The sequence below is a fragment of the Candidatus Leptofilum sp. genome (genome assembly GCF_965223525.1).
Taxonomy (GTDB): Bacteria; Chloroflexota; Anaerolineae; order Promineifilales; family Promineifilaceae; genus Leptofilum.
Genome location: NZ_OZ245005.1, coordinates 2217359 through 2231401 on the forward strand (window position 1 = coordinate 2217359; position 14043 = coordinate 2231401).

Annotated in this window: 13 protein-coding genes; all 13 read left to right on the forward strand. The window is 51.1% G+C overall.

All coding sequences use genetic code 11. The features are described from left to right. Window position 1: 1 nt before the first annotated feature. The 13 genes from ACOQPM_RS26565 to ACOQPM_RS26625 all read left to right on the forward strand — a co-directional run bounded on the left by ACOQPM_RS26565 (window position 2) and on the right by ACOQPM_RS26625 (window position 14033). Window positions 2-1099: an ester cyclase gene (locus ACOQPM_RS26565; protein ID WP_420631416.1), complete on the forward strand. Its 1098-nt coding sequence runs from the start codon at window positions 2-4 to the stop codon at window positions 1097-1099. A gap of 317 nt (window positions 1100-1416) precedes the next feature. Further along, the gene (locus ACOQPM_RS26570; protein ID WP_420631417.1) at window positions 1417-2847 is read left to right on the forward strand and encodes an extracellular solute-binding protein; all 1431 of its coding nucleotides are present in this window, start codon (window positions 1417-1419) and stop codon (window positions 2845-2847) included. A gap of 96 nt (window positions 2848-2943) precedes the next feature. After that, window positions 2944-3807, forward strand: a complete 864-nt coding sequence (locus ACOQPM_RS26575) for a carbohydrate ABC transporter permease (RefSeq protein WP_420631418.1) — start codon at window positions 2944-2946, stop codon at window positions 3805-3807. A gap of 1 nt (window position 3808) precedes the next feature. Next, window positions 3809-4813, forward strand: a complete 1005-nt coding sequence (locus ACOQPM_RS26580; RefSeq protein WP_420631419.1) for a carbohydrate ABC transporter permease — start codon at window positions 3809-3811, stop codon at window positions 4811-4813. Between the two features lie 23 nt (window positions 4814-4836). Beyond that, a complete protein-coding gene (locus tag ACOQPM_RS26585) occupies window positions 4837-5904 on the forward strand; it encodes an ester cyclase (protein ID WP_420631420.1) in 1068 nt (355 codons plus the stop codon). Window positions 5905-5954: 50 nt separating this feature from the next. Beyond that, on the forward strand, window positions 5955-7100 hold the full coding sequence (locus ACOQPM_RS26590; protein ID WP_420631421.1) for an NAD(P)/FAD-dependent oxidoreductase: 1146 nt from the start codon (window positions 5955-5957) through the stop codon (window positions 7098-7100). A 97-nt stretch (window positions 7101-7197) separates the two neighbouring features. After that, window positions 7198-8244, forward strand: a complete 1047-nt coding sequence (locus tag ACOQPM_RS26595) for an ester cyclase (RefSeq protein WP_420631422.1) — start codon at window positions 7198-7200, stop codon at window positions 8242-8244. A 143-nt stretch (window positions 8245-8387) separates the two neighbouring features. Further along, a complete protein-coding gene (locus tag ACOQPM_RS26600) occupies window positions 8388-9467 on the forward strand; it encodes an ester cyclase (RefSeq protein ID WP_420631423.1) in 1080 nt (359 codons plus the stop codon). 49 nt (window positions 9468-9516) lie between these two features. Beyond that, window positions 9517-10026 carry an ester cyclase gene (locus tag ACOQPM_RS26605; RefSeq protein ID WP_420631424.1) on the forward strand — a complete coding sequence of 170 codons (510 nt, stop codon included), beginning with the start codon at window positions 9517-9519 and terminating at the stop codon, window positions 10024-10026. A 70-nt stretch (window positions 10027-10096) separates the two neighbouring features. Continuing rightward, entirely contained in the window at window positions 10097-10588 is a 492-nt protein-coding gene (locus ACOQPM_RS26610) for a hypothetical protein (protein WP_420631425.1), read from the forward strand. Between the two features lie 10 nt (window positions 10589-10598). Next, window positions 10599-11696, forward strand: coding sequence for a hypothetical protein (locus ACOQPM_RS26615; RefSeq protein WP_420631426.1), 1098 nt, complete (start codon window positions 10599-10601; stop codon window positions 11694-11696). A gap of 4 nt (window positions 11697-11700) precedes the next feature. Next, entirely contained in the window at window positions 11701-12933 is a 1233-nt protein-coding gene (locus ACOQPM_RS26620; protein ID WP_420631427.1) for an MFS transporter, read from the forward strand. 2 nt (window positions 12934-12935) lie between these two features. Continuing rightward, window positions 12936-14033 carry an ester cyclase gene (locus ACOQPM_RS26625; RefSeq protein ID WP_420631428.1) on the forward strand — a complete coding sequence of 366 codons (1098 nt, stop codon included), beginning with the start codon at window positions 12936-12938 and terminating at the stop codon, window positions 14031-14033. Window positions 14034-14043 lie beyond the last annotated feature (10 nt).

The following is a 14043-nucleotide window of genomic DNA, read 5'->3' on the forward strand; positions in this document are numbered from 1 at the left end:
CATGACAAAAGAAAAAGATTTAAATAAATCCCGTAAACCCGCTGTCGATATTACGCTACAAAAAAAGGGCGATCTGGCTCACATCATTGCTGTTGATGGCTATGAAAAATCAGCCTTGCGCGGCTTCGCCCCCAAATTTCAGGACATTGTAGACTACATCGTAAAGATCACCCATGAAATCTGGGAAGAACATGCCATCGGTACGCTGTATGACTATTACGGAACCAACATGCGTATTCACACCTCTAGCGGTGACATCTACACGCGAGACAAAGTAATTGAGGGCACGATCCAATCGCTGGCTGCATTTCCAGATCGTCGCCTTTACGCCGATGAGGTCATTTGGACAGGTGATGATGATTCTGGCTATTTTTCTTCGCATCGCCTGACACATGAAGGGCACAATTGGGGACACACTGCCTATGGCCCGCCCACGGGTCGCAAGATTAGCTACCGTGCTATTGCCGATTGTGTCATTGTAGAAGGGGTCATTGTTGAGGAGTGGCTGGTGCGGGATGAGTTATCTTTGGTGTACCAACTTGGCTTCGATGTGCATGAGATGGCTCGGCGAATGGCGCAACAAGAGGGAGATAGTGGTCGGCAGTTTACCGTTCCGGCCGAGCCGGATCGCCTCCAAGGGCAATTGCCACCTGAAGCCCCGCCCGTAGAGTCTGCCGATTTTAATATTGGCAACTTTGTACGAAGAGCCATTCATGAGGTGTGGAATTGGCGTTTACTGAACAAGCTGGATGATTATTACAGTCAGCAATATATTTGTGAATCGGCATCGGGGCGGGTACTGTACGGCCGTAATCAATTCCGTACCTATATCCTTTCCTTACTCTCTCCATTCCCCGACCTGGCTGTTTCCGTCGATCATTTTTGCGCCTTGGCAGACGGCCCTGGCCGTTATCGTACCGCTACCCGCTGGACGATGATGGGTACGCACACCGGCCCCGGTGTTTATGGCGAGCCAACGGGTAAGCAAATTCATATTATTGGCGTTAGCCATCATTTAGTGGCAAACGGCAAATTCATTCAGGAATGGACGCTCTTTGATGAGTTTGCCCTGTTAAAGCAGCTCTATCGGCCTTCTTAAAGAAGATTGATGATTTGAGATTGTGGTTTGGTGTAAGCAACTTATTTGTTTTCTAGTTTGGTTATAAATAGCGAGCCACCCAGTCAGCCGGCAGGCATGGTGGATGGCCCGCATGTATCCAAAGGAGGCGCGCCTTTGTGCGGCAGCAAGTATAGCAGATTGTTGGCTGTACGGCCGTTTCCCCACAAACGCGCATCCCATAATTAAGCCAAAGGAGGTGCAACGATCCCAAATTACTTAAAAAGTGTAAATCAAGACCCTATTTGTATTTGAATCTATTTTCAGAAAAGGAGAAGAACATGTAAAAACGAACTCTCATGACCGTATTGGCTTTGTTGGTTGCCGGACTCATCCTGGCAGCCTGTTCGCCACAAACCGTGGAAGTGACCCGGGTTGTAGAAGGTGAAACAATCGTTGAAACAGTCACCGAGCAAATTGAAGTGACCCGCGTTGTAGATGGCGAAACGATTACCGAAGTTCAAGAAGTTGAAGTCACCCGCGTCGTTGAAGCCGCTGCCGATCCAACAGCATGCAACATCGAACCACCAGCCGAGCCTGTTGAAGTGAGGATGCTCGGTACCGCCTTCCCCATCACTGAATTCTTTGCGGGTGAGTTTGAAAAATGTAATGACGTTGAGAACCTGACTGTGAGCACGCAGCTAATGGCCTCAGGCGATCAGCTAGAGCAGCAGCGGCTAGGCCTGGCCGATGGCGGGGTTGCCCCCTGGGCCATCATCCACACGACGCCCGATTCTGTCGAGTTCATTGATCAAGGGTTAATCCTCCCCCTCAATGACCTGGTTGAAAAATATTGGGAAGAGTACCGCCTTTGGGAAATTCCGCAGACTGCCTGGGATGTATCGACTGTGGACGGTGTGATTTACAGTGTGCCCTTCATGTCCAACACTCTGCATATGTTCTACCGCACCGACCTGTTTGAACAGTATAACTTGGAACCACCCACAACCTACGACGGCGTCATCGCGGCCTGTGAAGTGCTAAAAGATGAACCCAGCATCGACATTCCCTTTACTATGAACCTCCACGCTGGTTGGGCTTGGGACATCGAATTTTTCCACTTCATTCGCTCCTTTGGTGGGGATTACCTCAATGAAGACAACACCCCAGCCTTTAATTCCGAGGCTGGCATTGCTGCTCTGACCAAAATGCAGGAAGTTGTAGACGCCTGCATGGGGCCTGAAGGTTTAACCTACAGCATCGACGACAGTGAAATTGGTATGGAAACCGGTGGCTTGGCCTTTGTGAATATCTGGGCTAGCCGGGCGGCCAATATGGACAACCCGGAACTGTCTGACTTTGTAGGCCAGATCGGCTTTGCCCCTGCTGCTGCCCCCAATCCTGGTGGCGCTCTAGGCGGCTCTGCCTGGCTCGACGCCTATGCCATTCCCATCAATACTGACGTTGACCATGATCTGGCCTTCCGGATCATCATGGAAGCACTCGATTTCCAAAGCATGAAAGAGGGTGCAGAGTTTGGTATCACCCTTCGTACCTCCGTGGCTGATGCTGGTGCTGGTGCTCGTTATCTGCCAGCTGCCTCTGAAACCATTGCCAATGGTGTTGGTAGCTATCCACCCAATCCGGCCATTCCCCTAGCTGGAGCAGCATTGGGGAACTGGCTGCCGCTGGTTGGTAGCGGTGAACTAACCCCTGAAGAAGCCTTACAAGGTGCCGCAGAAGAATATATCACGCAAGCTACGGAACAGGGATTCCTCGAAGAAGAATAAAGCCTAGCTAAAAGTTGGATAGAGTGGCCGTGCCTTTGTCATGGGGTACGGCCGTTCCATCCATACCTATATCCCAGAAACAATTAGGTATCTGTTATGAAAATAAAAACCTTTTACCAGTTTACCTCGCCGAGCCTCATAGCTATGACAACGCTGATGGTGTTTCCGCTGATTATAGCGATGTGGCTCGGCTTACATTTCTTGACGTTCCGCAACATTAATACACCGGAATTTGTGGGGTTGGAAAACTACGCATCCGTGCTTACTGATCCCAGATTCTGGCAGTCGGTTCGCTTTACTTTGCTATACATTGTCATTGCCGTGCCGTCTTTGATAATTAATGGCTTTATTCTAGCCATGCTTCTGAACCAAATCACCCAACGTCTCCGGGGCGTTTTTATTTCCACTTACCTCCTACCTATGGTTGTTGTACCAGTGGTAGGCACGTTGATGTTTAAACAAATGTTTGTGCCTAGTGGCGTTGTATCTTGGTTTTTCCGGGATATTTTGGAGCAGCGCTTCATATTTTCAGAAGTGTCAGTCAAAATTCTAATCTTTATCAATGCAATATGGGGGGGCACGCCTTTTCCCTTCATTGTCTTGTATGCGGGACTGCTCACCTTGCCAAAAGAACAGATTGATGCGGCCGTTGTGGATGGCGCTACCAGATGGCAGCAGGTGCGCTATGTTGCATTACCTCACCTGCGTTCTCTTTTTGTTTTCTTGGGCCTCATTCTGACGATGGATTCTTACCGGATTTTCGATACCGTCTTTGTATTGACTGAAATGAACCCTGTGTTTAAGGCAGATACCGTGATGCTCTACATATTCCGGACGTCCATGGACGTGCAGCGACTGGGCAAAGGGAATGCCATGGCTATCTTAACGGTTATCATGATTCTAATTATCTTGGTTCCCTACCTGACGCGAACCTATCGCGAACAAATTGAGGAGCGTTAATATGCAAAAAATAAAGAATCCTATTGGCATAACGCTTATTTATATTGGCTTAATTGCCTATGCGCTTTTCAGTCTGGGGCCTGTCTTATGGACATTCCTGCAATCTTTGAAAACCCCCCGACAAGCCAATGCCCGCACTCCCTTGATTTTCTTTGATGCAACTCTCGATAACTATACTGATCTTTGGTTAAATTCAGTCCCCGAAAATCCAGGGGCTGTTGCTTTGGTGCTGGTTGGCATCATCATAGTCCTTGTTTTGCTGGGTATGTTTGCCAATCGCTTGCCAGTTGCAAACTCTGTAATTTACGCAGCCATTGTTGCCGCTTCATTACTGCTACTGTGGAACATTCCTCGATTTGTACACACGGCCGAGTTTTATGATTACTTTTTGAACACAATCATTGTCACTGTGGGTACTGTGACAATTTCTATGACCATCGGTTGTCTAGCAGCTTATGGCCTGGCTCGGTATGCGGGGCTAGCTGGGGTGATTATCCTGGTAGCGGCCCTTGGTTTTCGCTCACTACCCAGCCTTGCCTATGTGCTGCCCTACTTCTTTCTGGGGCGAAGAACTGGCTTGTTTGACTCCTATGCGCTGTTGATTATCACGATGGTGGCCATCAACCAGCCCTTTACCATCTGGATGTTACGCAGCTTTTTCATGACCATCCCTAAAGAAATTGAGGAATCGGCCATGGTGGATGGGGCCAGCCGCTTGACAGCTTTCATCAGGGTTATTATCCCGATTATGTGGCCGGGAATCATTTCAACCGGGTTGTTTTCTATCCTATTGGCCTACAGCGAGTTTCTGATGGTCAGAATTCTGACCCAATCCAAATGGACCCTATCCGTAGCTATCGCCCGGTTTACCGGCGGTGAAGATCCTGGTCACCTGACCTTAGCCGCTGCTGCTGCCGTGTCGGCGACGCTCCCGATTGTAATTGTCGTTCTCTTCTTCCAGAAGCATCTGTTGGCTGGGTTAACGGCCGGAGCCGTGAAAGGATAGATTGCCAAATTGAGGCAAAAGCGATGACCAAAATGAGAAGGAACCAGGAGAACAAAACGGCCGTTTGGGACTTCTGGCAAAAGTTGAACCACGTCGAGCCTGAAAATGTGGCAACGCTTGTTCGTGCCGCCATGCACGAAGACGTGGACTGGAACGGCTCACACCCCATCAATCAGTTAGTGGGTGTCGAGGCAGTTGTTACTGATTTTTGGCAGCCATTGTTACGCTCGTTCCCCGATCTCAAAAGAACCACGGACATTTTCATGGGCGGCATTGTAGACGGTGAGGAATGGGTTTCTGGTCTGGGGTATCTTACCGGCACTTTTGTTCAGGATTGGTTAGGTATTCCCGCCACGGGCAAGAAAACAAATCTTTGGTTCGGTCAATTCTACTTGATGCGCGAGGGCAAGATTGCCGAAAGTTATCTCATACTTGATCTGCTGGCGGTGATGAGGCAGGCAGGATTTCAGGTGTTGCCACCCGCTCGCGGCATGGAAGGGGGCAAGGTTCCCGCACCGCATACTGGTGATGGCATCCTGCTGACTGAACAGGATGAACTGGTAACACAAAAAACCAGGCAAATTGTTGGCGCCATGGGGTGGGGGATGGAGCGATATGTGCGGAGCAGGGATGGCGGCAACTTGCGTAGTATGGAGCAGGAACATTATTGGTTGCCGCAAATGCACTGGTATGGGCCAAGTGGGATTGGCGCCTGTTTGAGCCTGGAAGAGTTTGAGGATTTCCATCAACGGCCGTGGCTACACGGCTTTGGGGATCGGGGTTTACACCAAACGGGCGGTGGACGAGCCACACCCTTCATATGCGAGGGACATTATGGCAGTGGCGGCATTTGGGACACGGCCTTTTCCAGACATCATGGGGAATACCTGGGGGTTCCGGCCACTGGCAAGTTGATCACCATGCGTGATTTTGATTGGTATCGGTGCGAAGGCGACTTGATTGTTCAGAATTGGGTTCCCATTGATCTCATCGATCTCCTGCTACAAATGGGCGTTGACCTCTTTGAACGGCTGCGTTACCAGATTGAACTGCAAAAGCGTGGCACACCCTGGTTTGCAGGTTCAGGGTAAGATTTCAGTGTCATACTTGATGATTTTCTCTTATTTGGCGGGAACCCTCAATGAGTGAGGCGATTGTAATTGGTGGCGGGATTGTGGGTGCAACGATTGCCTATCGGCTGGTTCAGGCTGGCGCTCAGACGCTGCTACTTGATCGAGCCGATAGGGGTCGGGCGACGGATGCAGGCGCAGGCATTATTTCATCCGGAACGACACGCTATCATTCAGAGCTTTGGCATGATTTTTTGGTGAAGGCAGCTGCCTTTCACGTGAAGCTGGACGAGCAGCTGCGGGATGAAGATGCTGGGGAGACTGGCTATAGCCAATGTGGCGCGCTTGCGGTGGCTGTGGATGAAGAAGAAATACCGCTATTCGAACAAGCCTCTGCCCTCATGATGGCGCGGCAGCAGCGACCAGATCGTCTATCGTCAAGCGACATTCAGCTTCTTGAGCCTGGGGAAGCGCAAAAGCTCTTTCCGGCATTGGCTTCGGTACATCGTGCTTATTTCCACCGTCAAGCGGCTCGGGTAGACGGCCGTCTATTAAGGAACGCTCTGCTTAAAGCAGCCAGCCAACGAGGTCTTGTCATCCGAGAAGTCAGCGTTGACAAGCTCGTCATCCAGTCTGGGAAGGTGACGGCCGTCACGGCTGGCCATGAGATATATCCTGCCGACAGCGTAGCCATCGCCGGTGGTGCCTGGACACCCGAGTTTGAAGGGCAACTAGGAATTCGCATTCCAGTGCAACCCCATCGGGGGCAGATCATCCACCTCCGGTTGGATGATGACCCGGGTGTACCAATTGCCAACTGGCCTATCGTTCACGCCTTTCGTGATCATTACATGTTGACGTTTCCCGGCAATCGCATTGTTGTTGGAGCGACCCAGGAGGCGGATACGGGTTTTGCTCCTTTCATGACGGCTGGTGGCGTACAAGAGGTGCTCCGCGAAGCGCTGCGCGTCGCGCCAGGGTTGGCGAAAGCGGAGATAAGCGAGCTACGCGTGGGATTACGTCCCAAAACGCCCGATGGCTTGCCCATATTGGGAAGCGTCCCCGGCCTGCAAAACCTCTTCCTGGCAACAGGTCACGGTGCTGGCGGGCTTACTCTGGGTTCGTATAGCGGTGTGCAAATCGCTGACCTCATGCTGGGTAAATCAGCCGAAACAGACATTACTCCGTTTGGTCTTAGCCGTTTTTCTGGCCAATAGCGTAGCCTATAGATTGTGCTGGCTATTCCGATTTTTGGCGTATTGCCGCTGGATTCTCCCCAGCAGTCCAACTCACCATTAAGTGCAGGAAGCAGAGATGCCCTCCAGGAATCAGAAAAACAAAGGGATGGTTTGGGACTTTTGGCAGCGCATGAACCATGTTGAAGTCGAGAATGCTCCCAGGGTTATCCGAAATGCCTTCCATGAGGATGTAGACTGGAATGGCTCACATCCCATCAATCAATTAAGAGGCACAGCGGCACTCATTGCGAGATTTTGGGAGCCATTGCGGCGTGCTTTTCCTGATCTCAAACGGAACGTTCATATTTTTATGGGCGGTCTTAGCGGTGGCGAAGCGTGGGTGTCTGGCTTGGGCTATTTTAGCGGCACCTTCTGGCAAAATTGGCTCGATATTCCCGCCACAGGGCAAAAGACGACTATACCGTTTGGTCAGTTCTACTTAATGCGCGAAGGAAAAATCGCCGAGAGTTTTGTGATTCTTGACCTGTTGGCCGTGATGCGACAGGCGGGCTATCAGGTATTGCCACCATCTCTTGGGGCAGAAGGCGGGAATGTTGCTGCGCCACATACCAGAGACGGCGTGCTGTTAACAGCGCAGGACGCTTTAGAAACGCGACAAACCGGCCAACTGGTTGAGGCGATGATCCGGGGACTTTTGCGCTATGACCGAAGGGCGGGCATAGAAAGTATGGAGCAAACCCATTACTGGCATCCCCAAATGCACTGGTATGGTCCAACCGGAATCGGTAGTTGTTTCAGCTTTGCCGAGTATGAGGATTTCCAATTGCGCCCGTGGATGACCAGTTTTGGTGAATGGCCGGATTTGGCGGTGGGGGACGGCCGTGTGATTGGCCTGGCAGAAGGGGATTATCTAGCCGAAGGAAAGTACGCTTCTCTTGGGGTTTGGGATGCACCATTTTCAATCCACCACAGAGAGTACCTGGGCGTACCCGCAACCGGCAAGCTGCTGACGATGCGCGATTTTGACTGGTACCGGCGCGAAGGCAATCGGCTGGCTCAAAATTGGATACCTATTGACATGATTGATCTCTTCATGCAAATGGATGTTGATCTCTTTGGGCGGATGCGTCATCAGATTGAAACGCGGAGATCGGATGTTTAAGGGTCAAAAAACACGCCTATTTTAGAAAAAGGGAAGCAACTAAACACGTCATTCCTGCGAAGGCAGGAATCCAAACATCTGGATACCTGCCTTCGCGGGTATGACAGTCGAGAGATACCCGTATAGACACAAAGGAATAAACCATGTCTAGCAACACGAATCAGAAAAACAAAGCAATCGTTTGGGACTTCTGGCAAAAGATGAATCACGTTGCCAATAGTGATGTGCCCACTGTCGTTAAGGCGGCTTTCCATGAAGATGTCGATTGGAATGGGTCGCATCCTATCAATCAGTTAAAGGGTGTTGAGGCACTCATTACAGGTTTTTGGCAGCCTTTACGGCACTCGTTTCCTGACATCAAAAGAAAAGCCGACATCTTTATGGGCGGGTTGACCAGCGGCGAAGAGTGGGTTTCTGGCCTGGGCTACCTCACCGGTACCTTCGCACAAGATTGGCTAGGCATTCCCGCTTCTGGCAAAAAGACGAATATTTATTTTGGGCAATTTTACCTGATGCGCGAGGGCAAAATTGCCGAAAGCTATGTGATTTTCGATATCTTGGCCGTTATGCGGCAAGCGGGTTTTCAGGTGCTGCCGCCTGCTCGCGGCATGGAGGGGGGCAAGATTCCTGGCCCCCATACCAGGGATGGCATACTTTTGACCGAGCAAGACGAACTGGAAACGCAAAAAACCGGGCAACTGGTCATGGCCATGTTATACGGCCTTCGTCGGTATGTTCGGAGTCGTGATGGTGACAACCTGCACAGCATGGAGCAAGCGCATTACTGGCAGCCTCAGATGCACTGGTATGGCCTGAGCGGCATTGGTTCCTGTCTTAGCCTTGAGGAGTTTGAAGATTTCCATCAACGGCCGTGGCTGCAGGGTTTTGGTGACCGTGGGGTTCAGTCTGACGGCCGTGGCCGACTGATCGGGCTGGGTGGGGATGATTTCTTGGCAGAAGGGAAATATGCCGCGCTTGGCGGCTGGGATTCCTTGTATTCGAGGCACAACGGGGAATATGGCGGGGTTCCTGGCACCGGAAAAATGATGACGATCCGAGATTTTGATTGGTATCGGCGTGAAGGTGATCTGATAGCCCAAAACTGGGTGCCGATTGACATCATTGACCTTTTCATGCAAATGGGTGTGGATCTATTCGATAGATTGCGGCGACAAATTGAACTGCGAAATCGGGGTGAGCTGTGGTTCACGCCGCCCGGTTAATGGCATGTAACCAAATTGATGATTGAAACGACAGAATTAGGAGGAAACAATGTCCGACAGATTGAAGAATAATCAAAAAAATAAAGCAGTTGTGTGGGATTATTGGCAGAAGCTGAATCACGTAGGGCTTGATAACGTCCCTAGCGTTATCAACGCTGCCATGCACGAAGATGTGGATTGGAACGGCTCAGAGCCTATCAACCAGATCATAGGTGCTGATGCTGTTTTTACTGATTTTATGCGGCCGTTAATGACCGCATTCCCTGATCTTAAGTGGCGGCCGTATGTCTTTTTAGGCGGCACAGACGATGTTGGGGATGAGTGGGTCTCCGGTTGCGGCTACCTCACCGGAACCTTTGCCCAAGATTGGCTCGGCATCCCCGCCTCAAACGATAAAACCAATATTGGTTTCGGCCAATTTTACGTGATGCGCGAAGGCAAAATCGCCGAAAGCTACGCGATATTCGACGTGCTTGGCGTCATGCGGCAAGCAGGCTTTCAAATCCTGCCGCCCTCACGGGGCATGGGAAGGGGGCAAGATTCCCGGCCCTCTGGCTGAGGACGGCATTCTCCTGACGGAGCAAGACGAACTGGAATCACGTAAAAGCGCACAGTTGACCAGAATCGCTATGAACGGATTGGGGCGGTACGTCCGCAGTCGGGACGGTGGCGATATGAGCCGCATGGAACACGAGAATTACTGGCATCCGCAGATGCACTGGTACGGCTATACCGGGATTGGTGCCACCTTTAGTCAGGAAGAATTTGAGGATTTCCACCAACGGCCGTGGCTGCATGGTTTTGGAGATCGCAATGTCTCCCTTCCCGGCGGTCGTCACATGGGTTTTGTAGGTGAAGGGCTTTATTCAGCGGGCGGCATTTGGGACGTGCCTTTTTCCATCAACCACGGCGATTATCTTGGCTTTCCTGCCACCAAAAAGATGATGACAATCCGTGACTTTGATTGGTGGAAGCGTGAGGGCGATTACCTGATCGAGAACTGGATTCCCATTGATTTGATCGACATTTTTAAGCAAATGGGGGTAGATATCTTCGACCTCTTACGCCACAAGGTTGAACAGTGCAAGCGTGGTGTTCAATGGTTCAATATCACAGGATAAGGCGGATATTATGTCAAATGCAAGCGTACAAAATCAAAAAAACAAAGCGGCCGTCTGGGACTTCTGGCAAAAGATGAACCATGTAAGCAATGATGACGTTCCCGGGGTCATCCGCGCCGCAATGCACGAGGACGTTAACTGGAATGGTTCAGCCCCCATTGACCAGGTGCTAGGTGCTGAGGCAGTCATCACCGATGTTTGGCTGCCGCTGCGCCGTTCATTCCCCGATCTCAAGCGCAAAGCCTACATCTTTATGGGCGGCATAGAAAGCGGCGGCTCCGTTTACGGGCCAGAAGCGGGCGAAGAGTGGGTGTCGGGCTGTGGCTACCTCACAGGCACGTTTGCCCAAGATTGGCTTGGTATTCCCGCCACCGGGGACAAGACGAATATTCATTTTGGTCAGCATTACCTCCTGCGCGACGGAAAAATTGCAGAGAGCTATGTAATGTTTGATATTTTATCTGTCATAAGACAGGCAGGGTTTCAGGTGCTGCCGCCTGCGCCTGGAGGGGAAGGCGGCAAGATTCCCGGGCCAGCTGCGGGGGATGGCGTCCTTCTCACTGAGCAAGACCCGCTGGAATCGCGCAAAAGTTTGCAGATAGTAGAAGCCATGGGGCACGGGCTGGAACGTTATGTACGTAGCCGTGATGGCGGGAACCTACGCAATATGGATCAGTGGAATTACTGGCATCCAAACATGCATTGGTACGGTTATAGTGGGATCGGTGCCACCTTTAGCCTGGAAGAGTTTGAAGATTTCCACCAACGGCCGTGGCTGCACGGGTTTGGCGACCGCAAGATCAGTCACGATGGCGGCGGACGAACAATGGGCTTCATCGGTGAGGGGAAATATGCTGCTGGTGGCATCTGGGACACCGCATTCTCATATCATCACGGCGAGTATGCAGGCATACCAGCCACGGGCAAGCTCATGACCATGCGAGACTTTGACTGGTGGAAGCGCGAGGGCGACCTGCTAATTGAAAATTGGGTACCCATTGATCTCGTCGATCTCTGTCGGCAGATGGGGGTAGACCTTTTTGAAAGGCTGCGAAAGCAAGTCGAACTGCGTAATCGGGGCATCCAATGGTTCGATCCGCCAGGATAACCCTATGTCTGTAAAAATTGATCAAATCAGTGCTGCTCGCACCGAAGAATTTCCCCGTTATCGTTATGTGATCGGCGCATTGATTTTGGCAGCTCATCTGGCGCTTGGCGTCAACTTCTTTTCCATCTCGCCTCTGTTCCCGCTGGCTATTGAAGAATATGGGATCACTCGGGCCACCGCCAGTCTTTTGATTGCCGTACCCACGCTGATCAAGGCGATGATTGGGCTGCCAGGGAGCTTCATCGTCGCCCGGTTTGGCTTAAAGAGGGTCTTCACGTTCAGTTGGTTCATGATCGGCGCCTTGACATTGTCTTCTTTGGCTCCCAATTACACGACCATGTTAGGGTTGCGACTCCTTTATGGTGTTGGTGCCGGTTTGATGATGCCCGCAGTAGGGCCACTTGTCATGCAATGGTTCCCGGCAAAAGAAATCCCGATCGTCAACAGTCTCAACCTGATTGTCATGAGCCTGGGCATTGCCGTATCTGTAGCCATTGCTGCACCGATGGCAAACGTCATATCGTGGGAAGCCGTCTTGGGCGTGTTCGGCTTAGTAGCATTAATTGGCGCACTATTGTGGACATTTCTCGGTCAGGTTCAACCGGACAGCGAGCAATCACAATCCAGGTTTGGCCTGAGCGATATCTGGAACGTACTCCGCAACCGCACCATTTTTCTGCTGGTTGTGGGAGATGCCTTGGTATTTGCGTTTTATGGCGCTTTAACTAGCTGGTTGCCAACCTATTTTCATGAAGTTCGCGGTATGTCGTTGGTCCAGGCTGGCAATGTCACTGGTTTGCTGCCCTTCGTGGGCATGGTGTCCGTGCTGGTCGGTGGATATCTGACCTACAAAATCAAATCAAAGCGTTTGTTTTTCATCATTCCCGGATTCTTAGTGGGGATAGGCGGGTTTGGTTCATTCCTATTTGCCAATCCAACATTCATTGCTGCCTCCGTGATCATTTTTGGCGTGGGTACCTGGATATATCAACCCATCCTACTGACATTGCCAATGCAGTTGTCATGGATGACGCCAAAGAAAATAGCGGTCGTTTGGGGTGCTTCGTTGACCATAGCTGGCTTTGGCATGTTCATTTCACCAATTGTGGTTGGCGCATCTCAAGACCTACTTGGAACCTACGTTCCAGGATTCATCATTTGGGCAGTGCTGGCCTGGGCGCTGGTTGGCACCGGTTTGCTGCTGCCCGAGAGTGACGTAAGTCAACAGGAGCAATAATTATGTCTGACGAGAAAATGAAAAACCAAAAGAACAAAGCCGTTGTTTGGGATTTTTGGCAAAGATTAAATCATGTTGGAACCGACAACGTTCCAGACTTGATCCGTTCCGCCGTCCACGACGACATCAACTGGAATGGCTCGGCTCCAATCGATCAGATCATCGGTACCGAAGCACTCATCTCCGACTTCTGGCTGCCCTTGCTCCGATCCTTCCCCGATTTAAAACGCAAAGCTTATATCTTTATGGGGGGTGTTGATAAGGGCGATACCGTTTTTGGGACAGACGATGAAGAAGAGTGGGTGTCTGGCTGTGGCTACCTCACAGGCACCTTTGCCGAAGATTGGCTGGGCATTCCCGCTACCGGCAAAAAAACCAATATTCATTTTGGCCAATTCTATTTAATGCGTGATGGCAAAATCGCTGAGAGTTATGTGATGTACGACATTTTGGCCGTCATGCGCCAAGCAGGCTTTCAAGTTCTTCCACCTGCGCCGGGCGCGGAAGGAGGTAAAGTGCCTGCCCCTGCAGCTAGAGATGGCATTCTCCTAACCGATCAAGATCCATTAGAAGGGCGCAAAACGTTGCAGTTGGTTGAAGCGATGGGCAGTGGGCTGGCCCGATACAGACGGCCACGTGATGGCGGTAACATGCGTAATATGGAACAGTGGCACTATTGGCATCAGGATATGAAGTGGTATGGTCCATCCGGCATTGGTGCTTGTTTTACGCTGGAAGAGTTCGAGGATTTCCACCAACGTCCCTGGTTACACGGCTTCGGTGATCGCAATTTGGAGGACAGCGGCGATGGGCAAGTGATGGGCTTCATCGGCGAAGGCAAGTACGCTTGTGGCGGTATCTGGGATTACGAGTTCTCTCATAACCACGGCGACTATGCGGGCATCCCTGCTACCGGCAAATTGATGACGATTCGTGATTTTGATTGGTGGAAGCGCGAAGGCGAGCTGTTAATAGAAAACTGGATTCCGATCGACCTGATCGATCTCTGTCGTCAGATGGGCATTGACCTCTTTGACCGCTTGCGTTACCAGATTGAAATGCAAAAGCGGGGCACACCCTGGTTTGTGGGTCCAAGTTAAGATTTCAGAT